General features: G+C 60.4%; 20 protein-coding genes and 1 pseudogene. 10 read left to right on the forward strand and 11 right to left on the reverse strand.

What is annotated here, in order from left to right; all coding sequences use genetic code 11:
- Nucleotides 1–208 precede the first annotated feature (208 nt).
- The 5 genes and pseudogenes from V3W27_RS06780 to V3W27_RS06800 all read right to left on the reverse strand — a co-directional run.
- Nucleotides 209–463, reverse strand: a pseudogene (locus tag V3W27_RS06780) (YebG family protein); the annotation flags it as partial.
- 188 nt (nt 464–651) lie between these two features.
- The gene (locus V3W27_RS06785; RefSeq protein ID WP_135294985.1) at nt 652–1,422 is read right to left on the reverse strand and encodes an SDR family NAD(P)-dependent oxidoreductase; all 771 of its coding nucleotides are present in this window, start codon (nt 1,420–1,422) and stop codon (nt 652–654) included.
- A 13-nt stretch (nt 1,423–1,435) separates the two neighbouring features.
- On the reverse strand, nt 1,436–2,584 hold the full coding sequence (locus V3W27_RS06790) for an oxidoreductase (RefSeq protein ID WP_150370296.1): 1,149 nt from the start codon (nt 2,582–2,584) through the stop codon (nt 1,436–1,438).
- On the reverse strand, nt 2,581–3,825 hold the full coding sequence (locus V3W27_RS06795) for an AfsA-related hotdog domain-containing protein (protein WP_330206266.1): 1,245 nt from the start codon (nt 3,823–3,825) through the stop codon (nt 2,581–2,583). The genes V3W27_RS06790 and V3W27_RS06795 overlap by 4 nt, the downstream gene beginning before the upstream one ends.
- 164 nt (nt 3,826–3,989) lie before the next feature.
- Nucleotides 3,990–4,544, reverse strand: coding sequence for an acyl-homoserine-lactone synthase (locus V3W27_RS06800; RefSeq protein WP_027610891.1), 555 nt, complete (start codon nt 4,542–4,544; stop codon nt 3,990–3,992).
- 155 nt (nt 4,545–4,699) lie between these two features.
- Between V3W27_RS06800 and V3W27_RS06805 the strand changes: the two genes are divergently transcribed.
- Both V3W27_RS06805 and V3W27_RS06810 read left to right on the forward strand, forming a co-directional pair.
- Entirely contained in the window at nt 4,700–5,419 is a 720-nt protein-coding gene (locus V3W27_RS06805; protein ID WP_330206267.1) for an autoinducer binding domain-containing protein, read from the forward strand.
- A gap of 325 nt (nt 5,420–5,744) precedes the next feature.
- Nucleotides 5,745–6,245, forward strand: a complete 501-nt coding sequence (locus V3W27_RS06810) for a phosphate-starvation-inducible protein PsiE (protein WP_003221775.1) — start codon at nt 5,745–5,747, stop codon at nt 6,243–6,245.
- Here V3W27_RS06810 and V3W27_RS06815 read toward each other — a convergent pair.
- The 3 genes from V3W27_RS06815 to V3W27_RS06825 all read right to left on the reverse strand — a co-directional run bounded on the left by V3W27_RS06815 (nt 6,242) and on the right by V3W27_RS06825 (nt 9,628).
- A complete protein-coding gene (locus tag V3W27_RS06815; protein WP_007968083.1) occupies nt 6,242–6,559 on the reverse strand; it encodes a DUF3509 domain-containing protein in 318 nt (105 codons plus the stop codon). The two genes, V3W27_RS06810 and V3W27_RS06815, sit on opposite strands and share 4 nt — an antisense overlap.
- Before the next feature lie 304 nt (nt 6,560–6,863).
- Nucleotides 6,864–8,165, reverse strand: a complete 1,302-nt coding sequence (locus V3W27_RS06820; protein ID WP_330206268.1) for an HAAAP family serine/threonine permease — start codon at nt 8,163–8,165, stop codon at nt 6,864–6,866.
- 86 nt (nt 8,166–8,251) lie between these two features.
- The gene (locus V3W27_RS06825; RefSeq protein WP_330206269.1) at nt 8,252–9,628 is read right to left on the reverse strand and encodes an L-serine ammonia-lyase; all 1,377 of its coding nucleotides are present in this window, start codon (nt 9,626–9,628) and stop codon (nt 8,252–8,254) included.
- 135 nt (nt 9,629–9,763) lie between these two features.
- Between V3W27_RS06825 and V3W27_RS06830 the strand changes: the two genes are divergently transcribed.
- The gene (locus V3W27_RS06830) at nt 9,764–10,711 is read left to right on the forward strand and encodes a LysR substrate-binding domain-containing protein (RefSeq protein ID WP_007914183.1); all 948 of its coding nucleotides are present in this window, start codon (nt 9,764–9,766) and stop codon (nt 10,709–10,711) included.
- A 200-nt stretch (nt 10,712–10,911) separates the two neighbouring features.
- Entirely contained in the window at nt 10,912–11,316 is a 405-nt protein-coding gene (locus V3W27_RS06835; RefSeq protein ID WP_007968091.1) for an HPF/RaiA family ribosome-associated protein, read from the forward strand.
- Nucleotides 11,317–11,522: 206 nt separating this feature from the next.
- Here V3W27_RS06835 and fecA read toward each other — a convergent pair whose 3' ends face one another.
- The 3 genes from fecA to V3W27_RS06850 all read right to left on the reverse strand — a co-directional run bounded on the left by fecA (nt 11,523) and on the right by V3W27_RS06850 (nt 15,439).
- Nucleotides 11,523–13,853, reverse strand: a complete 2,331-nt coding sequence (fecA, locus tag V3W27_RS06840) for a TonB-dependent Fe(3+) dicitrate receptor FecA (protein WP_330206270.1) — start codon at nt 13,851–13,853, stop codon at nt 11,523–11,525.
- Nucleotides 13,854–14,021: 168 nt separating this feature from the next.
- Nucleotides 14,022–14,954: a DUF4880 domain-containing protein gene (locus V3W27_RS06845; RefSeq protein ID WP_097090421.1), complete on the reverse strand. Its 933-nt coding sequence runs from the start codon at nt 14,952–14,954 to the stop codon at nt 14,022–14,024.
- Nucleotides 14,951–15,439 (reverse strand): sigma-70 family RNA polymerase sigma factor, encoded by a 489-nt coding sequence (locus tag V3W27_RS06850; protein ID WP_027610898.1) that lies wholly within the window; start codon nt 15,437–15,439, stop codon nt 14,951–14,953. The genes V3W27_RS06845 and V3W27_RS06850 overlap by 4 nt, the downstream gene beginning before the upstream one ends.
- Before the next feature lie 178 nt (nt 15,440–15,617).
- On the opposite strand from V3W27_RS06850, the gene V3W27_RS06855 reads away from it, so the two are divergent.
- From V3W27_RS06855 to V3W27_RS06880, 6 genes are all read left to right on the forward strand, one after another.
- Nucleotides 15,618–15,923 carry a DUF3649 domain-containing protein gene (locus tag V3W27_RS06855; RefSeq protein WP_007967542.1) on the forward strand — a complete coding sequence of 102 codons (306 nt, stop codon included), beginning with the start codon at nt 15,618–15,620 and terminating at the stop codon, nt 15,921–15,923.
- Entirely contained in the window at nt 15,920–17,503 is a 1,584-nt protein-coding gene (locus V3W27_RS06860) for a PepSY-associated TM helix domain-containing protein (RefSeq protein WP_330206271.1), read from the forward strand. Before V3W27_RS06855 ends, V3W27_RS06860 begins: the two co-directional genes overlap by 4 nt.
- Entirely contained in the window at nt 17,503–17,829 is a 327-nt protein-coding gene (locus V3W27_RS06865; protein ID WP_027610900.1) for a DUF3325 domain-containing protein, read from the forward strand. The genes V3W27_RS06860 and V3W27_RS06865 overlap by 1 nt, the downstream gene beginning before the upstream one ends.
- Nucleotide 17,830: 1 nt before the next feature.
- Nucleotides 17,831–18,397: an RNA polymerase sigma factor gene (locus V3W27_RS06870; RefSeq protein WP_330206272.1), complete on the forward strand. Its 567-nt coding sequence runs from the start codon at nt 17,831–17,833 to the stop codon at nt 18,395–18,397.
- Nucleotides 18,394–19,383 (forward strand): FecR family protein, encoded by a 990-nt coding sequence (locus V3W27_RS06875; protein WP_330206273.1) that lies wholly within the window; start codon nt 18,394–18,396, stop codon nt 19,381–19,383. Before V3W27_RS06870 ends, V3W27_RS06875 begins: the two co-directional genes overlap by 4 nt.
- A gap of 205 nt (nt 19,384–19,588) precedes the next feature.
- Nucleotides 19,589–22,018, forward strand: a complete 2,430-nt coding sequence (locus V3W27_RS06880; protein ID WP_330206274.1) for a TonB-dependent siderophore receptor — start codon at nt 19,589–19,591, stop codon at nt 22,016–22,018.
- Nucleotides 22,019–22,153: the final 135 nt, after the last annotated feature.

A 22,153-nucleotide genomic window follows, 5' to 3' on the forward strand; every position in this document is an offset into this window, starting at 1 on the left:
TCACTCTGCCTCGAACCAATTGCCGCCTGCGCTGTTTGAGCAGCAGGCGGCCTAATACTCCTACGGAGTGGTTTAAAAAAACTGAACCACTACACCGCAGGCTGCGATCTTTTCGATTCAAACGTGGTTACTTGGCAGCTTTCGCCGCTTTAACCGGCTTCACTGGAGCTTCTTCCGGCTCAGCCGCTGCGTCTTTTTCGACTACTTCTGCCGGTGCATTGATCAGCTCCGACAGCGCATCAGGCTGGCTCTTGAAGGCCTTGGCGAACGCATCGCGGTTCTTCGCCATGTAGATCCCGACTTCTTCAACCTGCTGCTCGTTCAGCGACGGCACGGCTTTTTGCAACACTTCGGACAGCATCTCGGCCAGTTCGAGCATTTTGTCATGACGGTCAGCTTCGGCTTTATCCATGAACAAGCGCTCCAGATCTCGGCTGCTGCGGTATACCACTTCGACGGCCATTCACCACCTCACATGCCTTCACATTTAGTTGTCTTAGCGACTACTGTATTTATATACAGCGAAAGGATAAGCGAATCCCTGCGCTTTGGGTAGTGGCTTTTCAATGTAGACCGGATTCGGCATTTTTCCTGATGCACGCGCCTCAAACAAAACGACCCGCACACGGCGGGTCGTTGGTTTATTTGATTTCAGAACTTGCCGCTGGCGTAACCGCCATCGATGGGCATGATCACACCCGTGACGTATGCGGATTGATCGCTGAGCAGCCAGAGCACCGCGTTGGCCACTTCGTCCGCCGTGCCGAAGCGTTTCATCGACGTCACGTTGATTTTGCGCTGGGTGTTTTCCGGTGCGGCTTTCAGGCGTGCCTCGCTGTTCATGCCGCCAAGGATCGGCCCGGGGGCGACCGCATTGACGCGAATGCAGCCGCCGTCTTCCAGCCGCGCATTCTCGATCGACGCCACCTGGGTCATGCCGTTGATCGCCTGCTTGCTGGCGACATAGGCGACCTGGCCGCCAATCGGTACCACGCCGGCGCAGGACGAGGTATTGACGATGGCCCCGGTGCCGCGGGTGAGCATCAGTTGCAGTTCATGGCGCATGCAGTGGTAGGTGCCGTTGACGTTGATGTTCATCACCTTCATCCAGTCCTCCGGGCACGATTGCGCGAGCGCTCCGTATTTGGCGGTCACGCCGGCATTGTTGAACGCGCAATCGAGGCGGCCGTAGGCCGAACGAATGGTCGCGAACGCCTGCTCGACCTGCGCCGGATCACCGACATCGCAGGCGATAAAGCGGCAGTGTTCACCCAGCCGATCGGCCAGCGCCGCGCCTTTTTCTTCGTCCCGACCGAACACGATCACATCGGCGCCGGCCTTGATCAGGCGTTCGCTGACGGTCTCGCCAATACCACTGGTGCCGCCGGTGACCAGACACACTTTTCCCAGAAAATCGTACATATGTCGCATCTCCTTATGCCAACGCGGGGCGTAAATATTTCGGGTTTACGCAGCAATACACCCGATCCAGTCGCGGATTGCTTTTGTCACTGAAGCACTGGCTGTCCCATCGACATTTATGGATGTCGGCGGAGCGGCCCTGCAGGGTTTTGTTGATCAGGTCGTTGTCGGCAAACAGCGCCCGCGACATCCCCACCCAATCGCATACGCCGTCGGCGAGCAACTGCTCGGCCTTGTCCAGACCGTCGATGAAACCGGCGTAACCCACCGGTACTGTCGACACCGACTTGATCGCCCGCACTCCGGCTTGCAGGTAATGGTCCATGGTCTCCGAATGCACAATCAACTGGCCGAAAGTCGCGCCCATGCACATCGAACATTCCAGCGCGGCAACGCCGGCCTGACAGAGCGCCTGCACGGTTTCCTTGAGGTCCGGATATTGCAGCCCTTCAGCGCCCAGACGGTCGTCGATGCCCAGACGAATAGTGACGATCAGTTGGCCCTGGGTGCGCTCGCGGATGGCCTTGACCACGTCGAGCAACAGTCGCGCACGGTTCTCTTCGCTGCCGCCATATCGGTCGGTGCGCTTGTTGGTGTGCGGCGAGAGAAAACTGCTCAGCAGGTAGCCGTTGGACGCCTGCAACTGCACCAGACGTGCGCCGTTGGTCCAGGCCAGCCAGGCGGAGTGGGCGAATTGCTCGATCACCTGAGCGATGTCGGTTTCGTCCATGATCCGCACGCGGTAATCCGGATCGAGTTTCGACACGCGCGGGCAGGGCACGCCACTCGGGGTCAGCACGGCAACGCCGGTGTGGGTGGTGGTGCCCTGACCGCCGTAATGCTGCAATTGCACACCTACCGGCGTGTTGACCTGCTCGGCCATCGCGAACATCGCCTTGAGCGATTCGCCCTGCTGCTGTTCGAACAGGCCGAGCCCGGTGCTCTGCAGACGCGATTGCGGCGAGACCGTGGCGTTGCACAGAAACGCCATGGAGCAGCCGCCCTCCATGATGCCCTGATAGAACTCGATCATGGCGGGCGTCACGCATCCGCTGTGATCGGCCAGGTCCACGCCCATCGACGCGAAGAACAGTCGATTGCGCAACTCCAGCCCGCCGGCCAGCCGCAGCGGCTCCAGCACGTGGGGATAGCGCGGCATCATGCTTCCTTCCTTTGTTCGGGCATCGCCGAAGCCTGGTCGAAGGTCATCCACAACGGTTGGCCGAGGACAGGCGCCGGAACCGGGGCGGTTTCTTCGTGGGAGAAGTAAGCGAACTGTTTGAGCACTTCGCGCCACTTGAAGCGCAACGGCGAATCCAGCTCTGCCAGGTGCAGTTTGAGCGTGCCGGCCTTTGTCGCGTCGCTGGCGTGCAGCGATTGCAACGGCAGGCTGATCATCCCTTCGTTTTCCAGGTACAGGTAGACGTGTCCGCGCTCGGAAGCCTCGAGCGGGCTGTCGCATTGCACTTGCAGACCGGCCATCGACAGCAGCTCAAGGCGGGCGGAGAGGTGACGACCTGAATCCAGGCGCACCAGCGCTTCATGGCGGATGCCCTTGAGCGGACGGAACCAGCAGGCGGGGTCGATGTTGATGTTCCGCATGCGCTTGAACACCGGCATCTTGATCACTTCACCGTGCAGGCGAATGTCGGCCACCAGCTCGCCCCGCTGGAAGAATCGCGCACGCTTGTCGACCTTGCGCGCGCGTGGCTGGGCCATGCCTTCGTAGTCGCCAACCAGCACATCCACCTGAAACGAAGACTCGGTGTAACGGGGGAAACTCGACAGCAGATCAACGATGGAAATCGACACCTCGCCGCGGGCATAACCGCTGTGCTCGTAGAATTGCGCGTACATGGCCTGGCGTGCCGCTTCGATCAGCATCAGGCCGGGCACATGTTCGTGGTGCTTGCGGTAGAAAAAGTAATTGGCGGTGTCGTTGAACAGGGTGAAATAGAGCTGACCCTGCTGAGGGCAGCCGTCCAGGTTTTTCAGGACATCATGCACCTGCCGGCGCTGATCGAGGCTCAGGCCGTTGCCGCAACCGGGCAGTCGAGCCAGTTTGGCTTCGGTGCTTTCCAGCACCCAGATGCCGCTGAGGATCAGGTGGTCGGTGGCCTTTTCGTAATTCGTCAGCAGTTCCGGCAGACAGTCCGACAGGCCTGCCTGTTCGAGCTCTTCCAGGTCAATGATGGTTGGCAGCGAGCGCAGCACCAGACGTTCGCTGTCCAGCCGATAGGCCTGATTGACGATCTCCAGATCCATTGGATCAAGGTTCGCCCGTTGCACGACGGCGGCTGGCAGCCAGGCCGGCAGCAAGTGGTGAGCGTCGTAAATTAGCACGTCGTCATCGTGGCCCTTGTGGACGATGTCTTTGGCAACTTTCCTGTGCATGTCGATCATGATCATCCCTCTGTGTTGAACGTTGGTTGTAAGGCAGTTGCTATCCATGGCGTGAAATCGACCCACACCGAAAGGTGCTGCTCGACGCGTGTCGGCAGCTTCAGTTGATGTGTTTTCTTGTTTTCTTGTTTTCTTGTTTTCTTGTTATCGAGTGTCGGGCAGGGTTACTGCACCGTGATGTAGCAGGCGCCCAGGGTTCGGTTGTCCAGAACCTGCAGCGGCGCCAGCCATTTGTAGTCGATGCCGCCACGTCTGAGCAGGCGTCCGATGGCAACCGGGGACACTGACACCAGATGTGAAACGCCGCAGGTTCGGGCGTACTCCAGCGTGGCCATGAACAGGCCAACGGTGTTTTCGTCGGACATCATCTGTTCGTTTTTGCCGCCCTCGGCATCGAGGTCCAGTGAGGTGAAACGCGACAGCTCCCAGATGTCATCGCCGCACGGGGCAGGCTTGTCGCCGAGCAACGAGGTGAACACCTCACTCAGCAGATACGGCTGGGTGGTGGGCAGCAGGCGGGCGCATCCCTTGATGTTGCCGTCGTGTTCTTCGGCGACAATGTAGTGAGTGCCGCTGTGATCAAATTGGTCGAATTCGAAATCGTCCGGCGTGGATAATTGCCAGCCGAGGCGTTCGACGAACACCTGATAGCGATATTGAGCCAAGCGTTGACGCTTTAGTGTCGTCAACTCGTCATAACGTCCTGACAAGTAATCCATCACAGATTCCGTTTAGTGATTGGTTGGGTGGCGATTAAAGTGCACACTGCGCTCGCATACTACCTGTCACCCTTGACAGCTAGCGGAAACATTTGGAAATATGCTAGGCATGTTGGCAAGAGGCCGGCAGCATTAACTGTGGGAAAGGAATCTCTATGTCATATTGGCAGGCTGAACTGTTGGAAAACGCCATGTCTGCAACGGATGTCGAGTTGTTGTTCGACAGTATCAAGACCGTGGCCAGGCAGTTGGAGTTTGATTATGTGGCTTACGGGTCACGCCGGCTTTTCCCCATCACCAAACCTTGTCTTTTTCTCGCCAATAATTATTCGCCCGCCTGGCAAGCTGCCTATTCCGCCAATCGTTACCTGGACATCGATCCTTACGTCCAGCGCGCAATGCGCAGCGTGAAACCGGTGCTGTGGGACGCTGAACTCAAGGCTCAGATGCCCGAATTCTGGCAGGATGCGCAGGCTCACGGGCTCTCGGAGGGCTGGGGGCAGACGCTGCTCAACAGCGAAACTCAAGGGCTGGTGACCTTTGCCCGGGGCAGCGGGACGATCACCGCGCAGGAACTCGAAACCAAACAGGCGCAGCTGTCCTGGCTGGCCCAGATTACTCACCTGGGGCTGACGCGCTTGCAGATGCGCGGCGCCGATTCGGTGCTCCCGGTACCGATAGAACTGTCGCTGAGGGAAAAGGAAATCCTGCAATGGACCGCTGACGGAAAGTCATCGGACGATGTTTCGGTGATCCTCGGTATCAGCAAAAGGACAGTAAACTTCCATATTAATCATTGCCTGAAAAAACTCGGTTGCCAAAACAAGATCGCCGCTGCAGTTAAAGCTTCGCTGATGGGCCTGCTGTGGAAATAATTACCCTGATAATTTATTGGATAACTAACTGGTGAATAACCGGAGTGTTTGTGCGCGAGTTCACAGATTTTCCCGATTAATAATATTTCATTTATAAGCTAATGCCTTTTCAAGCGTAACGAATTCATCAAGAAACTTCAGTTATACCGTCACAAACATTCCTGTCGACGGTGCCTGCTCAACGGTGCGACCAAACGCCACGGCGCAGGTTTCATGCCGGCTCGCCATGATGCGTGGCCTCGTTTCTGCATGGCGCATAGCGCATACAGAAAACCGTCACGTCCAACCGGCATCATCCGCTCGCATCGGGCTAAGGAACATCATCGTGAAAATCAACTGGGCCGAGAAACTGCGGCAAAACGTGCATCAACTGGCCGAGTCCCTGGGCAACCTGTTCGTCGAGACCTTCCACTACCTGGCGCTGTTCGCCATTGGTGCGGTGACCGCATGGGCGGCGGTGATGGAATTTCTCGGCATGCTCGAAGAAGGCCACATCAAGATCGATGACATTCTGTTGCTGTTCATCTATCTGGAACTGGGGGCGATGGTCGGGATTTACTTCAAGACCAACCACATGCCGGTGCGCTTCCTGATCTACGTGGCGATCACTGCGCTGACCCGCCTGCTGATCTCCAACGTTTCGCACCACAACCCGCCGGACATGGGCATCATCTACCTGTGCGGCGGCATTCTGCTGCTGGCGTTCTCGATCCTGGTGGTGCGTTACGCCTCGTCGCAATTTCCGTCGGTGAAGATCGAAAAACCGCAACGCAAGCTCGGCGCCGGCTCCGGTGAACACCCCGAGATCGAGAAGGGCGAGCTTTAAAGCCCCATCGACGGCCGAGGCTGGCCGTTGCTCTGCTGCGGTGGCGGAGGCAGCCCGTCGCCGCTGGTCATCGCTTCAAGGATCGCCATGGCGCTGTGGCCCTGTTCGATGGCGATGCCGAACTGAATGCTTTGCACCAGCCGCTTGAGCCGTACCGGATCGTTGCGCTGTTCGGCGCTGATCATCCGTTTGGCGACGATTCGGCCGCTGTTGGACAGGGTCAGCATGATGCTGCCGTCCAGCCCCTGAATGCTCAGGTTGATCTGATAGTCCGGCGCGAAGGCATCGGTAATGATCTGAAAAGGGTTGTCCATGATGCGTCACCGCCTGATTGAACGTGCAGTTGTTGACCGGCCGTGATCGGGTTGGTTCGCAATACCTGATCATCGGCGATTCCGTGGCCTGTGTTGTTGCTTTATGTGGGAGCTGCCGCAGGCTGCGATCTTTTGCGCTGCAGCGTCTTGATGTGCGTCATGCAGATCAAAAGATCGCAGCCTCGTTGCACTCGACAGCTCCTGCACAGGTCATAGCAAGGGCTGTGCCGGGAAAATTGTTGGACAATGGATACGGCATAAAAAAGGCGAGCACATGGCTCGCCTTTGTCATTTGTGGCCCGTTTCAGGGCAGAACCGAGTAGATGATCGCCGACAGTGCAATCAGGCCGATCAGCACCACGAACACGTTGGACGCCTGTCCCGAGTACTGGCGCAAGGCTGGCACACGGCGGATGGCGTACATCGGCATCAGGAACAACAGGCAGGCAATCACTGGCCCGCCGAGGGTTTCGATCATGCCGAGGATGCTCGGGTTGAACGTCGCCACGGCCCAGCAGCTGAGGATCATGAACAGCGCGGTCGCACGGTTCAGCCAGCTCGCCGACATCACCTTGCCACGACCGCGCAGGCTCTTGACGATCATGCCCTGAAAGCCTTCGCTGGCGCCGATGTAGTGGCCGAGGAAGGATTTGGTGATCGCCACCAGCGCAATCAGCGGCGCGGCGTAGGCGATGACCGGGGTCTGGAAGTGGTTGGCCAGGTACGACAGGATCGAAATGTTCTGCGCCTTCGCTGCTGCCAGATCGGCCGGCGACAGCGCCAGTACGCAGCTGAAGCAGAAGAACATCACCGTCACCACCATCATCCCGTGGGCCATGGCGAGGATGCCGCTGCTCTTGCGTTCGGCCTCGGCGCCGTAGCGCTGCTTCTGGTCAACCGCGAAGGCGGAGATGATCGGCGAGTGGTTGAACGAGAACACCATCACCGGGATCGCCAGCCACAGGGTCTTGAGGAACGTCGACAGCGGCATAGGCTCTTGAGCGCTGGCGAAGAACGCGCCGTTCCAGTTGGGGATCAGGCTCAGGCCGAGCAACAGCAGCGCGGCGACGAACGGATAGACCAGCACGCTCATGGCTTTGACGATCACGTTCTGCCCGCAGCGCACGATCGCCATCAGGCCGAGGATCAGCACCAGCGACAGGATTGCCCGAGGTGGAGGCGCGATGTGCAATTGATGTTCGAGAAAACTGCTCAGGGTGTTGGTCAGTGCAACGCTGTACACCAGCAGGATCGGGAAGATCGCGAAGAAGTACAGCAGGGTGATCAGCTTGCCGGCACCGATGCCGAAGTGTTCTTCCACGACTTCGGTGATGTCGCCCGAACGCCCGGACAAGACGAAGCGGGTCAGGCCCCGGTGGGCGAAAAAGGTCATCGGGAACGCCAGTAACGCCAGAATCAGCAATGGCCAGAAACCGCCGACACCGGCGTTGATCGGCAGAAACAAAGTGCCGGCACCGATGGCGGTTCCATACAGACCGAGCATCCAGGTGGTGTCGGATTTGCTCCAGCCCTTGTGGGCTATTTCGGTGTTGCGTGTGCGATCTACAGCGGGATTTTCGGCAGCAGGTGTACGTACATCGGTCATCGTTTTTGCCTCGTTATTATTTTTGCTCGGGCTCACGGTTGGCGGGCCGCAAGTTGCGGCCCGCCGGGACGGTCAGGCAATGCGCGTCAGCATTCCACCCAGTTCACAGCCAGGCCGCCCCGTGAAGTCTCTTTGTATTTGTCGTGCATGTCGGCGCCGGTATCGCGCATGGTTCGGATTACCCGGTCGAGGGAAATGAAGTGTTTGCCGTCGCCGCGCAGGGCCATTTGCGTGGCGTTGATCGCCTTCACGGCGGCGATGGCATTGCGCTCGATACACGGCACCTGCACCAGGCCGCCGACCGGGTCGCAGGTCAGGCCGAGGTTGTGTTCCAGGCCGATTTCAGCGGCGTTTTCCAGTTGCTCCGGAGTTGCGCCGAGTACTTCAGCGAGGCCCGCCGCGGCCATGGCGCAGGCCGAACCGACTTCGCCCTGGCAGCCGACTTCGGCGCCGGAGATCGAGGCATTTTTCTTACACAGAATGCCGACGGCGGCGGCGCCCATGAAGAAAGCGACGACGTCATCGTCAGACGCGTCCGGATTGAATTTCATGTAGTAGTGCAGAACGGCCGGAATGATCCCGGCCGCGCCATTGGTCGGCGCGGTGACCATGCGCCCGCCGGCAGCGTTCTCTTCGTTGACGGCGAGGGCGAACAGGTTGACCCACTCCATCGCCGACAGCGTCGAACTGATGACATTCGGCTTGCCGATTTCCAGCAGGCTGCGGTGCAATTTCGCCGCGCGGCGCGGCACGTTCAGCCCACCGGGCAGGATGCCTTCGTGGCGCAGGCCTTGCTCGACGCACTCGCGCATCACCGACCAGATGTGCAGCAAGCCGTTACGGATTTCAGCGTCGCTGCGCCAGGCCCGTTCGTTGGCCATCATCAACTCTGAGACTCGCAGGTTGTGGGTTTTACACAGGCTCAGCAGTTCGGCGGCGCTGGAAAAATCGTACGGCAACACCACGTCGCCGGCCGGTGCCACACCCGACTCGGCTTCCGCCGCTTCGATGATGAAACCGCCGCCAATCGAGTAGTACGTTTGCGTGAACAGCTCGGCGCTTTCGCCAAAGGCTGTCAGCGACATGGCGTTGGGGTGGTAGGGCAGGCTTTCGTCCAGCAGCAGGAGATCGTGCTGCCAGTTGAAGGAAATTTCTCGCTGGCCGGCCAGCAGCAACACGCCGCTTTCGCGCAGTTGCTGGATGCGTGGATCGATGGTCGCCGGATCGATGCTGTCCGGCCATTCACCCATCAGGCCCATGACGGTGGCGCGGTCGGTGGCGTGGCCGACACCGGTGGCCGACAGCGAACCGTACAAACGGATTTCCACGCGGCGCACATCGTTGAGCAACCGTTGATCGATCAGCGCCTGGGCGAAGGTCGCGGCGGCGCGCATCGGGCCGACGGTGTGGGAACTGGACGGACCGATGCCGACTTTGAATAGATCGAAAACACTGATAGCCATGCTAAACCCTTACAAGCAATGGAGTAGGAATCGCTGCCATTTTTTGTAGGACAAGCGCAATGTCGGCGATACTGCCTACCTCGGTTCTACGTGACCAACGAAACTTCCTAAGAAAGCCTTTAGCAGGACTAAACGATGAGTCGTCAATTGCACGCCCAGACCTACGTCTGGCTGCAGGTGTTTTCCTGTGCCGCGCGGCACCTGTCGTTCACCCGTTGCGCGGAGGAGCTGCACATCACCCCGGGGGCGGTCAGCCAACAGATTCGCCAACTGGAAGAGCGCCTCGGTTTTCGCCTGTTCCATCGCCGGGCGCGGGGTGTCGAGTTGAGTGCGGAGGGGCAGCGGCTGGCCATCACGGTCAATGAGGCCTACGGCAGCATCGATGCTGAATTGCGCCGGCTGGATGCGGGGATGATCAGCGGGATTCTGCGGGTGCGCTCTATTCCGTCGTTCCTCAGCAAATGGCTGACCCCGCGTTTGCCGCGTCTGCAACAGCGTTATCCCGACATCCAGTTGCGCCTGGTGGCCGAGGACAGCAGCGTGCCGTTGCACGAGGGCGATTTCGATCTGGCGATTGACCTGAACGACGGCAGCTACCCGGGACTGTTATCCACAGCCTTGCTCGATGAGCAGATTTTCCCGGTGTGCGCGCCGAGTTTGTTGCGCGGACGCCCGCCGCTGCACGGGCCGGCGGATCTGGTGCATTTCCCGTTGTTGCACGACATCACCGCCTGGCGCGGCAGTTATGAATACGCGGAATGGGAGTTTTATCTCAACGCGATTGGCTTTGAAGGCGCCGACGTACGGCGTGGGCACACGTTTAATCGCAATCACCTGACCATCGAAGCGGCGATCGCCGGCATGGGCGTGGCGATTGCCCGACGCACGTTGCTCAACGATGAACTGGAGCGCGGGACGTTGATTGTTCCATTCGGCCTATCGGTGCCCAACCACAAACGCTACGTTCTGCTGTATGCGCCGGGGGCGTTGAGCCATCCGGGCGTGCGTGCGGTGCATGACTGGCTGGTGGAGGAGGCGGGGATTTTCCGCAGCTTGCACCCGTTGAACGACGGGCAATTGTGAGCAGATTTTGCAGGGTTGCGAGGCGACCCAACTCCCGACCTTACCAGTGACTTGCTCGGTTGTCCGGCTTTTTTTGCGAATGAATATTTATCTTTTTTCAGGGGTTGAAATGTTCGGCGGTCGGGCCGATTGTTGTAACCAGGAGGTCAGGAAATCCAACTCAAGGCCTCTGGCGAGCTAGCTGAAATAAGGGATGAACTATGCAAATCCAAGTCAACAGCGATAACCATATTCAAAGCAGTAAGCGACTGGAGGAGTGGGTACGTACAACTATTGAGAGCACGCTCGACCGTTATGAAGAAGACCTGACCCGTGTCGAAGTCCACCTGAGCGACGAGAACGGCGACAAACCAGGTCCCCATGACTTGCGCTGCCAACTGGAAGCGCGGCCAAAAGGCCATCAACCGATTTCCGTCACCCATAAAGCCGATTCGCTGGAACAGGCGATCGACGGTGCAGCCGAAAAACTGGAACACGCGCTGGAACACCTGTTTGGCAAACTGCGAGGCAAACCCCGCGCCGCCATCGTGCCGTTCAGCAAGGCGAATGACGCACTGCTGGAAGAAGAGTTCCTGGAAAACGAACAGGCAGCGATCAACAGTTGATGCGCTGATTTTTCAAGCCACCCAATGAGAACGGGCCTGCGCAAGCAGGCCCGTTTTTGTTTGGTCAATGTGCGGCGAGGGAGCTTGCTCCCGCCGGGCTGCGAAGCAGCCCCAAAACCTGCAACGCCGTTCAACAGTCAGACCGCATCAGCAAGATTTACGGCCGCTTCGCAGCCGAGCGGGAGCAAGCTCCCTCGCCACAGTTGTCAGAAAGCTACAGACGTCTGTACATACACCGTGCGCGGCTCACCCACGTACTTGCCCTTGTTGTTGTCATCGAACGAGCGGGTGAAATACTGGGTGTTGAAGATGTTCTTCACCCCCACCGCCACATTCAGGTCCGACAGTTGCGGGCCGAAGTCGTAACCGGCGCGGCTGCTGAACAGCATGTAGCCGGGGATCTTGCCGGTGCTGCCGTCGGCGCTTTCCTTGGAGGTGTTGGCATTGTCGGCGAACTGGTCGCTCTGGAAGCTGCTGTCGACATTGAGTTTCCACGGGCCTTCGGTGTAACCGACGCCAATCGTGCCTTTGTGTTTCGAGGAAAACGGCACGCGATTGCCCTTATTTGGCCCGTCCTCACGGATGGTCGCGTCGACGTAGGCATAAGTGGCGTACACATCGAAACCGGCCAGTGCCGGGCTCAAGTCATCCAGCGCGTAGTTGACGCTGGTCTCGATGCCCTGATGGCGGGTCTCGCCCCGGGCGATCACCGAATCGTTGGTCTGGTTGCTTTCGTACTGGTTGTCGAAGTTGATCAGGAACGCACCGATTTCCGCGCGCAGGGTGCCGTTGTCATAACGGGTTCCGAGTTCCCAGGTGCGGGCCTTCTCCGGTTTGACTTCGCCGCTGCTCACACGGTTGGGCATCTGGCTGTATTGCACGCTGCCGAACGAACCTTCGGTGTTGGCGTACAGATTCCAGCTGTCGCTCAGGTGATACAGCACGTTCAGCGCCGGCAGCGCGGTGTTGTAGTCGCCCTTGTATTTGACGTCGGTCAGGTTGTTGGTCTGCTGCGATTCGATCATCTCGTAGCGCACGCCCGGGGTGATGGTCCATTTGCCGATGTCGATGCGGTCGTCAACGAAGAACGCATTGGCTTCGGTGCCACCGCGGGTGTCACGGTCGTTGCGGCTGTCGGTGGTCGGGTATTGGTTGCTGCTGATCGGCGTGCGATAGCGCAATTCGTGGCCAGCCTCGTTGATGTAGCGGTAACCGACGCCGACTTCATGGCTGGTCGCGCCGAGGTCGAAGCCCTGGGCGAAACGCGTTTCGAAGCCGCGCACCCAGTACTCGCGCGGTGACAGCGAGAGGAAACTGCCCTGATCCAGATAACCGCTGCGCAGGGTCTTGGTGAAGAAAGTGTTGGCGGTGAATTCGCGACGATCTTCCTGATAGCGATAGCCGAAGTTGAACATTGTGCGGCGACCCCAGAACTGGTCTTTCAGGCGCGTCGACTGATACGGATCGGCGTCGTAATCGGCGACGCTGAGGCCGCCGGGCATGTCGGCCTTGCCTTCGTAATACTGGGCCATGGCGTTGAAGCTGTTGGCCTCGTCGAGCTGGTATTTGCCCTTGAGGATCAGGTCGTCGATTTCGCTGTCGCTGTGTTCACGCCAGTCGCCGCCACGGGTGCCGGAGTACAGCAGCGCGCCGCCCAGACCATTTTCGTTGGTGCCGCCGGCCAGCAGGTTGGCGCTGGTTTTGAAGCCGTCATGGCTCGACGACGGACTGGTTTCGGTCTGGAAACCACCCTTGACCGTCGGCGCGTCGGGAATGGCACGGGTCACGAAGTTGACCACCCCGCCGACGTTCTGCGGGCCGTAACGCACGGCGCCGCCGCCACGCACCACGTCCACGGCATCCATGTTGCCCATGCTGATCGGCGCAAACGACAACTGCGGTTGGCCGTACGGTGCGAACGGCACGGGAATGCCGTCCATCAGTACGGTCGAGCGCGCGGCCAGGCGCGGATTGAGACCGCGAATGCCGAAGTTCAGCGCCATGTCGTGGCTGCCGGTGCCGTTGTTTTCCGGGGCATTGACCCCGGGGATGCGGTTGAGCACATCGCGCGCCTGAGTCGCGCCCTGCCGTTCAAAATCTTCGCGGCGGATCACATCGCGGGCGCCGGGGTGTTCGAACACGTTGACCTGCGCCGCTTCACCGAGCCAGTCACCGACGACTTTCGAGGTGTCCAGCTCCAGCGCCGTGTCGCCGACCGGTTGCAGGCTGAAGGCATTGTCGCCCTCGGCGCGAGCTTGCAGGCCGGTGCCTTCGAGCAGCGCATCGAGACCTTGTGCAGCGCTGTAGCTGCCTTCGAGGCCACGGCTTTGCACACCGCTGGTGACTTGCGAGCCAAAGGAAATCAGCACGCCGGCTTCACGACCAAACTGGTTGAGGGCGTTTTCCAGCGACGCCGGAGCGATGTGGTAAACCTTGGTTTCGGCAGCCATGACCGGCAGAGCGCTGAAGCTCAGGCTGGCGCCCAGTAAGAGGTTGCGCAGGCGGCGGGCCAGTGGCGTGAGACGGGTGGGGTGCATGAAGGTTGATCCTGAGAAGGTTGAATCAAGGGGGCTTTCCTTCTCTGTCACGCCAGATCTGAAAAACGGCTCATTTTTTTTGAAAGCAAAAGATCGCAGCCTTCGGCAGCTCCTACACTTGTTCAGCCTGTAGGAGCTGCCGAAGGCTGCGATCTTTTGATTTTGCTTCTACGCCCGCGCCTCAACGCTGACCCAATAGCGGGTAAACCGCCGCACTTTCACCGGCAGACTGATTTGCAGCAGATCAAGAATCCGCTCGCTGTCGTCCAGTGGATAGGTCCCGGAGATCAGCAGGTCGGCCACTTTCGCATCGCAATGCAACTGGCCACGACGGTAGCGGCCGAGCTCTTCAAGAAAATCGCCCAGGCGCATGTGTGCGGCGATCAGCATGCCGTCGGTCCAGGCGCCGCTGTTGGCGTCCAGTGGCTTGGCTTCGCTGACGGAAGTGGCGCTGAAACTCAGCTGACGAGCGACGGGCAGCCCCATCGGCGCGTGCCCGTGGCGGATCAATTCGACCTGGCCTTCGAACAGCGCAACTTGTGTGCGATCGGCAAATTGACGGACGTTGATCCGGGCAGCACTGGTTTTCAACAGCCCTTGTGCCGTGTGCACTTCGAACGCTTGTGCGGTGCTCAGAAGGATCTCGCCCTCCAGCAAACGGATCAGCCGCTGCGCGCCATCCACGTCCGCGGCGCTCGCGGTATTGAGCTGCAGCTGACTGCCCGCACCCAGCGTCACCTTGCGTCGCTCGCCCAGCGGGCTGCGGTAGTCGGCGAGCAGGGTCGGCAGCGGATTGTGCTCGCGCATGCCCCAGGTGACGGCAGAACCGGCACCGAGAAGCAGCAGCAATTTGAGCGCCTGACGGCGACTGGAAGACTTCTGCCCGTTCAACGCGGCGTGGACCAATGGCGACGCCACGCCGCGCAAGCGTTGGTTGACCCGCTGCATGTGCTCCCACGCGCGACGATGTTCGCTGTGGGCGTCCAGCCATTGTTGCCAGGCTTGTTGCTGACGCGGGGAGAGCGTGCCTTGCTGCATTTCCATCAGCCAGTGCACGGCCTGTTCGGCCACTTGCGCAGAGAAATCCGGAGCGCGGTTCATAGGGCGAAATAGCAGCGCAGGGCGGCTTTGTGCAGATGACGTTTGACCGTGGCCACCGAGATGCTCAGCTCGGCGGCGATTTGCGGATAAGTCAGGCCATCGACCTGCGCCAGCAAAAAGGCGCGCTTGACCAGACGCGGCAAGCCATCGAGCAGCTGGTCCAGCTCGATCAGGGTTTGCAGGATGATCGCTTTGTCTTCTTCCGATGGCGCAACCATTTCCGGCATCTGCGCCAGCGTGTCGAGGTAGGCGCGTTCCAGATCCTGACGACGGTAATGATTGAACAGCACGCGTTTGGCGAGGGTGGTGAGGAAGGCGCGCGGCTCGATGATCACTGCGGGTTCGCGAGAGCTGAGCACGCGGATGAACGTGTCTTGCGCCAGATCCGCCGCGCTGTCCGGGCAGCCGAGTCTGCGCCGCAACCAGCCGGTGAGCCAGCTGTGGTGGTCGTGGTAGAGCGATTCGACGGGATGGGCGGACGACAAGGGTATTACTCCGGGCGCATGATCGATGCGTTAGAGAACAAGAACTGTTCGCATTGTAGGGGCGGGCGAGGGTGTCCGGCAATCAGATGCTTTTGCGTATGAGAATATTTATCATTAATATTGCTCGCCTGTTGGTTCGGCTCGTTGGCCGGACGTTTTTTCGTTTCAGGGTCGAAACATGAAAGGCAAACTCGCCTCACTTCCCATGTCCTATCGTCTGGCCGTCACCTCGCGGGTGCTGGCGGCGGTGTTCGGCGGCTATCTGGTCGCGGCGCTGGCCAGTGTCGCGTTGACGATGTGGCTGCCGTTGAGCCGCGCCGAAGCGGTGGTGACCGGTATGACCATTTCCTTTCTGGTCTATCTGGTCGCGGTGCTATGGTGCTTCGCTTGCCGCACGGCGTGGTCGGCGTGGGTCGGTTTGCTGGTGCCCAGCGTGATTCTGGCGACGGTGTCGGGTGCCGCGCGGGGCTTGGGTTACGCATGAAAGAGGGCTTTCGTCAGTCGATGGCCTGGCTGCACACGTGGACGGGGCTGGTGTTCGGCTGGCTGCTGTTTGCGATTTTTCTGACCGGAACGCTGGCCTATTTCAAGGATGAGATCAGCCACTGGATGCAGCCGGAAATTCCCGCACGACCCATCAATGCCGAAGCGAGCCTGACCCTGGCGCAAAGTTACCTGCAGCAACACGCCGCCGGCGCCTCGCGCTGGCTGATCGACTTGCCCGACGCCCGCGATCCCGGCCTGACGGTGCGCTGGCAGCAGGCGCCGAACGCACCGGGCGAGCGCGGCAAGTTCGAATCCAGAACACTCGACGCGCAGACCGGCAGCGAAGTCCAGGCCCGCGAAAGCCTGGGCGGCGAGTTCTTCTATCGCTTCCATTTCCAGCTGCAAATGCCTTATCCATGGGGGCGCTGGCTGGCGACGATGGCGGCGATGGTGATGTTCGTCGGGCTGATCACCGGCATCATCACCCACAAGAAAATCTTCAAGGACTTCTTCACCTTTCGCCCGCGCAAAGGCCAGCGTTCATGGCTCGACGGGCATAACGCGGTCGGCGTGCTGGTGTTGCCGTTTCACTTGATGATCACCTACAGCAGCCTGGTGATTTTCATGGCGATGGTCATGCCAGCGAGCATTCTGGCGTCCTATAACGGCGACGTGCGCACCTTTTACGACGAAGTTTTTCCGGCATCGAAGACCCCTGAGCGAGCCAACCGGGCGGCGCCGCTGAGCCCGATGGCGCCACTGCTGGCCAAGGCCAGTGAGCAGTGGGAAGGAGGCAGCACCGCGCGGCTGACAGTGAACAACCCGGGGGACGCGAATGCCTCGGTGGTGCTGTCGCGCCGTGGCGACCGCGTCGTCCACGATTTCGGGCGCGCGGTGACGTTCAACGGCGTCACCGGCGAGCGCCTCGGCAGCACGCCGGAGCAGCCCGTGGCGATGGCGGTCGGCGGCACGTTCTACGGTTTGCACATGGGCCACTTTGCCGGGTCGACATTGCGCTGGCTGTATTTCATCTGTGGTCTGGCGAGTACCGCGATGATCGGCACCGGGCTGGTGATCTGGCTTGGCAAGCGCCAGCTCAAACACGCCAAGAGCGGCGTGATGCCGTTCGAATTGCGCTTGGTGGAAGTGCTGAACATCGCCAGCATGGCCGGGCTGGTGGTAGCGGTGGCGGTGTTCTTTTTGGCCAATCGCCTGTTGCCGGCAGATCTGGCCGGGCGCGCCGATCAGGAAGTGAATGCGTTTTTTGTCGCCTGGGTCTTGAGCGTGGTGCATGCGTTGCTGCGCAAAGGGCGCAAGGCCTGGGTCGAACAGCTCGCGCTGGCTGCCGTGCTGTTTATCGCGGTGCCGCTGATCAATCTGACCACACCGTGGAATCTCGGGGTAACACTGGCGCAAGGTGACTGGACGCTGGCGGGTTTTGATCTGACGTGCCTGGGCGCAGGCCTGTTCCTCGGCTGGGCCGCATGGAAAATGCAGCGTGCCGGCAGCACCGTCAGCGTGAAAAAAACACTCCGCGAAAAGCCGCGACCGATCGCGCTTGAGCAGGAGGTCAGCTGATGTTGCTGGCGTTGTTGCTGTGCTACGCCGGGTTCAGCGCGTTGTGTCTGTCGATGCCTCGGCACCACGATGAACTGCTCGGCAACAAACCCTCTGCCCGACGTGCACGAGGTCTGAAACTCGCCGGTTGGCTGTTGCTCGGGCTGTCGCTTTGGGCGGCAGTCGCTGCACACGGCTGGAGTTTCGGTCTGGTCGACTGGTTCGCGGTGCTCATGCTCAGCGCCTTGGCGTTGGTGCTGTTGCTGCCGTATCGCCCACGTCTGGCCCTCGCACTGGCCGGGTTGAGCCTGCTGGCCAGTCCGGTCGCTGCCTGGGCGCAGGTCTGACATGCTGATCGATCATCCCCCGGAGTCCGGCGACGACGAACCGCACGGTGCGCGTGCGCATTTTCTTCAGGTGTTCCTGTCGCAGCGCTCGCAGATGGAAGCGCTGGTCAACCGGCGCGTCGGCTGCCGGGCCACGGCGGCGGATCTGGTGCAGGATCTGTTCCTGCGTTTCTGGCGACGGCCGCTGGTGCAGGTCGAAGAACTCAGCACCTACCTTTTGCGCTGCGCCGGCAACATCGCCATCGATCACTTGCGCAGCGAAGGCACGCGGGTGCGGGTCAATGAGGGCTGGCAACCGGATGCGCCGGACAGTCACGGCAGCGAACCGCAAGCCGCGCTCGAAGCGGGCAATGATCTGCGCCATGTCGAAGCGGCGTTGCGCGCCTTGCCCGAGCGCACTCGGCAGATCTTTTTGCTCAATCGCATCCACGGCCGCAAATACGCAGACATCGCCAAAGCCATGGGCCTGTCCCAAAGTGCCGTGGAAAAACATATGATGCGCGCCCTCGAGGCCTGCAAGGCCAGCCTGCGCGAACCCGCGCCACGCCTGCCAGGGAAAGCACCGTGAAAGCCAACGACCGCGTCATCCCGACGCCCGCTCAGGAACAGGCCGCGCTCGCCTGGCTGAGTCTGCTGCACGACCGGCCAAGCACCGGCGATCAACTGACCTTCAGCCACTGGCTGCGCGCCGACCCGGCCCACGCCGAGGCTTACGCCCAGGCGCAAGTGCTCTGGGAGTTGAGCGAAAGTCCGGCGCGTACCTTGGCCGATGAAGAGGCGTTGGCGTTGCAGGGCTACCTCAATGCGATGGATCGTCCGCGTCGTTCAACGCTGCTGCGCTGGTCGGGCGCGCTGGCGATGGCCGCGTGTCTGATGCTGATGATCAGCCTTGGCACGGGTTGGCAGCCGCAGCGCTGGATCGATGATCTGGGTGCCGATTACGTTTCGGCACCGGGCGAGATCCGCACCGTGACCCTGGCCGATCAATCGCAAGTCACGCTGGATGCCGACAGCGCCATCGCGGTGGATTTCAGTCATGGCGAGCGGCATGTGCAATTGCGTCGCGGTGCCGGATTTTTCAGTGTCACGCATACGGGGGATCCGTTTGTGGTCGCGGCGGAGAAGGGTGAGGCGCGGGTGCTCGGCACGCAGTTCGAAGTGCGTCTGCAGCCCGGTGGTGCGCAAGTCACGGTGCTGTCCGGGCGTGTTGGCGTGACGGCGAATCGCAACGCGCAACAGCAGATTCTGACCGCCGGCCAGCAAGTGGCTCACGGGCAGGGCATTGCGGAAAAATCGCACGCGGTGGACAGCGAAGCGCAATTGGCCTGGCGCCAAGGCTGGCTGAATTACTACAAGGCGTCGCTGGCCGATGTGGTGGAGGATCTGCGGCGCTATTACCCAGGACGGATTGTTGTGCTCAATGATGAGTTGGCTGCGCGCAAGGTCAGCGGCAGTTTTCCGAGCAAGGATCCGCAGGCGGTGCTCAGTTCCCTGCAAGGGGTGATGGGTTTTGAGCAGCATCAGGTGCTGGGGCATCTGATTATTTTGCGCTGAGCCTGCCGGCGCCATCGCGAGCAGGCTCACTCCTACATTTGGAATGCGTTCCCCCTGTAGGAGTGAGCCTGCTCGCGATAGCGTTCTTTCAGACACCAAAAAATATTTTCAAATTTGTGGTGAGGTAAACCACAGCCCCATCCGTGTAGTGACTGAAACTGCGAGTCATTCGCATCCGTTGCGGTTCTACACAGGTCATTGAGCAATGAAGTCCAGGGCAAAATCGGGTTCGGTCAAACAGTGGTTGGGTGTTTCGGCATTGAGTTTTTCCGCATTGGCGCTGGTGCCGCTGAGTGTGGCGCTGGCCGCTGAAACCGTCAGCAGCCCGACACAGAAACAGTTCAGTTTCTCCCTGAGCGCCAAACCACTGCCCCAGGCTCTGAGCGACTTCAGCCGCGTCACCGGGCAAAGCGTGGTCTACACCGATGAAGCGCCGTACGGCCTCAACGCCCCGGCCGTCAGTGGCCAGATGAGCGCCGAACAGGCGCTGCAACGCCTGCTCAGTGGTTCCGGCATGACCTTTCGCCGTACCGACAGCCACACCCTGGCGCTGGAACCGCAACCCACCGCAGGCGCACTCAATCTTGGCGCGACCACCATCACGTCGATGCGTGACGAGTCGATGAGCTATCAGCCGCCGCAGACCAGTTCGGTGATGCGCTCCTCGGCTTCGCTGCAGGAAATCCCGCAGACCGTCAACGTGATCCCGGCCCAGGTGATTCGCGATCAGGCCCCGCGCAATCTCGACGATGCGTTGGCCAACGTCAGCGGCATCACCCAGGGCAACACCTTGGGCAGCACCCAGGACTCGGTGATGACCCGTGGCTTCGGCGACAACCGCAATGGCTCGATCATGCGCGATGGCATGCCGATCGTGCAGGGCCGTGGCATGAACGCGACGGTCGATCGGGTCGAAGTGCTCAAGGGCCCGGCCTCGTTGCTCTACGGCATTCAGGATCCGGGCGGCGTGGTCAACCTGGTCAGCAAGAAGCCGGAACTGACTCAATACAACGCCCTGACCCTGCGCGGTTCCACCTACGGCGACGGCAAGAATGGCAGCGGTGGCACCTTCGACAGCACCGGGGCGCTGGGCGAATCCGGGCTGGCCTATCGGCTGGTGCTGGACCATGAAGACGAAGATTACTGGCGCAACTACGGCACTCACCGCGAGACGCTGATCGCGCCGTCGCTGGCCTGGTTCGGCGAGCGTACCAAGCTGTCGTTCGGCTATGAACACCGCGAGTTTCTCACCCCGTTCGACCGGGGCACGGTAATCGATCCGCGCACCAACCATCCGCTGGACATCTCGCGCAACGAGCGTCTGGACGAGCCGTTCAACGACATGGAAGGCCGTTCCGACTTGTACCACTTCGAAGCCGACCACGAACTCAACGACGACTGGAAAGCCCATTTTGGCTACAGCTGGAACCGCGAAACCTACGACGCCAGCCAGGTACGCGTGACCGCCATCGACACCAAAAAAGGCACGCTGACCCGCAGCATGGACGGCACGCAAGGCGCGATCAGCACTGACCGTTTCACCACCGCCAGCCTCGAAGGCAAAGTCAACCTGCTGGGCATGCAACATGATCTGGTGTTCGGCGTTGACGATGAGTACCGCAAGATCTACCGCGCTGACCTGATCCGCCAGAAAAGCCTGAGCACCTTCAGCTACGTCAACCCGGTCTACGGCCGCGAAGTCGAAGGCACCACGGTCAGTCCGGCGGACAGTGCGCAGACCGATCTGCTGCGCAGCGATTCGGTGTTTCTGCAGGACTCGATCCATCTCAATGATCAGTGGATTCTGGTCGCCGGCGGGCGCTTCCAGGAGTACGACCAGTACGCCGGCAAAGGCGTGCCGTTCAAGGCCAACACCGACAGCAACGGGCAGAAATTCGTACCGCGCGCCGGTCTGGTGTATCGCTACACCGACGAGTTGTCGTTCTACGGCAGCTACACCGAATCGTTCAAACCCAACTCGACCATCGCCCCGCTCAGCGGCAGCAGCACCGTGCTCGACGGCAGCATCGCGCCGGAAGAGGCCAAGTCGTGGGAACTGGGTGCGCGGCTGGATATGCCGGGGCGCATCACCGGCAATATCGCGCTGTTCGACATCAAGAAGCGCAACGTACTGGTCTCCAATTCTGAAGGCCCGACCACCATTTACAGCGCGGCTGGCGAAGTGCGTTCCCGGGGTCTGGAACTGGACCTGACCGGGCAGTTGACCGATCGCTGGAGCCTGATCGGCGCCTATGCCTACACCGATGCCGAGGTCACCGAAGACCCGGACTACAAAGGCAATCGCTTGCAAAACGTGGCGAAGAACAGCGGTTCATTGTCGGCGGTGTATGACTTCGGCAGCGTGATGGGTGGCGACCAACTGCGGGTCGGTGCCGGGGCGCGGTATGTCGGCGAACGCGCGGGCAATGCGGTGAATGATTTCGACCTGCCGAGCTACACCGTGGCCGATGCGTTTGCCACTTACGACACCAGACTCGAAGGGCAGAAGGTCAAGTTCCAGCTCAACGTGAAGAACCTGTTCGACCGCACCTACTACACCTCGGCGGCGAGCCGGTTCTTTGTGTCGATGGGCGATTCGCGGCAGATTTCGTTGTCGAGCACTTTGGAGTTCTGATCCAGGACCGCGTCATCGTTCTTCGCGAGCAAGCCCGCTCCCACACTGGATGGTGTTATTCACACAATCTGAGTTCACTCTGAACCCTGTGGGAGCGGGCTTGCTCGCGAAGCGGCCCGATCAGGCAATAAAAAC

Origin of the sequence: Pseudomonas sp. AM14(2022), assembly GCF_036346455.1 — a bacterium.
Taxonomy (GTDB): domain Bacteria; phylum Pseudomonadota; class Gammaproteobacteria; order Pseudomonadales; family Pseudomonadaceae; genus Aquipseudomonas; species Aquipseudomonas putida_A.

Excerpts from the sequence above, each read along its gene's own strand:
- V3W27_RS06785 (WP_135294985.1), bottom strand. The coding sequence starts at position 1,422 with ATGTACGATTTTCTGGGAAAAGTGTGTCTGGTCACCGGCGGCACCAGT.
- V3W27_RS06790 (WP_150370296.1), bottom strand. The coding sequence starts at position 2,584 with ATGATGCCGCGCTATCCCCACGTGCTGGAGCCGCTGCGGCTGGCCGGC.
- V3W27_RS06795 (WP_330206266.1), bottom strand. The coding sequence starts at position 3,825 with ATGATCGACATGCACAGGAAAGTTGCCAAAGACATCGTCCACAAGGGC.
- V3W27_RS06800 (WP_027610891.1), bottom strand. The coding sequence starts at position 4,544 with ATGGATTACTTGTCAGGACGTTATGACGAGTTGACGACACTAAAGCGT.
- V3W27_RS06805 (WP_330206267.1), top strand. The coding sequence starts at position 4,700 with ATGTCATATTGGCAGGCTGAACTGTTGGAAAACGCCATGTCTGCAACG.
- V3W27_RS06815 (WP_007968083.1), bottom strand. The coding sequence starts at position 6,559 with ATGGACAACCCTTTTCAGATCATTACCGATGCCTTCGCGCCGGACTAT.
- V3W27_RS06820 (WP_330206268.1), bottom strand. The coding sequence starts at position 8,165 with ATGACCGATGTACGTACACCTGCTGCCGAAAATCCCGCTGTAGATCGC.
- V3W27_RS06825 (WP_330206269.1), bottom strand. The coding sequence starts at position 9,628 with ATGGCTATCAGTGTTTTCGATCTATTCAAAGTCGGCATCGGTCCGTCC.
- V3W27_RS06830 (WP_007914183.1), top strand. The coding sequence starts at position 9,764 with ATGAGTCGTCAATTGCACGCCCAGACCTACGTCTGGCTGCAGGTGTTT.
- V3W27_RS06835 (WP_007968091.1), top strand. The coding sequence starts at position 10,912 with ATGCAAATCCAAGTCAACAGCGATAACCATATTCAAAGCAGTAAGCGA.
- fecA (WP_330206270.1), bottom strand. The coding sequence starts at position 13,853 with ATGCACCCCACCCGTCTCACGCCACTGGCCCGCCGCCTGCGCAACCTC.
- V3W27_RS06845 (WP_097090421.1), bottom strand. The coding sequence starts at position 14,954 with ATGAACCGCGCTCCGGATTTCTCTGCGCAAGTGGCCGAACAGGCCGTG.
- V3W27_RS06855 (WP_007967542.1), top strand. The coding sequence starts at position 15,618 with ATGAAAGGCAAACTCGCCTCACTTCCCATGTCCTATCGTCTGGCCGTC.
- V3W27_RS06860 (WP_330206271.1), top strand. The coding sequence starts at position 15,920 with ATGAAAGAGGGCTTTCGTCAGTCGATGGCCTGGCTGCACACGTGGACG.
- V3W27_RS06865 (WP_027610900.1), top strand. The coding sequence starts at position 17,503 with ATGTTGCTGGCGTTGTTGCTGTGCTACGCCGGGTTCAGCGCGTTGTGT.
- V3W27_RS06870 (WP_330206272.1), top strand. The coding sequence starts at position 17,831 with ATGCTGATCGATCATCCCCCGGAGTCCGGCGACGACGAACCGCACGGT.
- V3W27_RS06880 (WP_330206274.1), top strand. The coding sequence starts at position 19,589 with ATGAAGTCCAGGGCAAAATCGGGTTCGGTCAAACAGTGGTTGGGTGTT.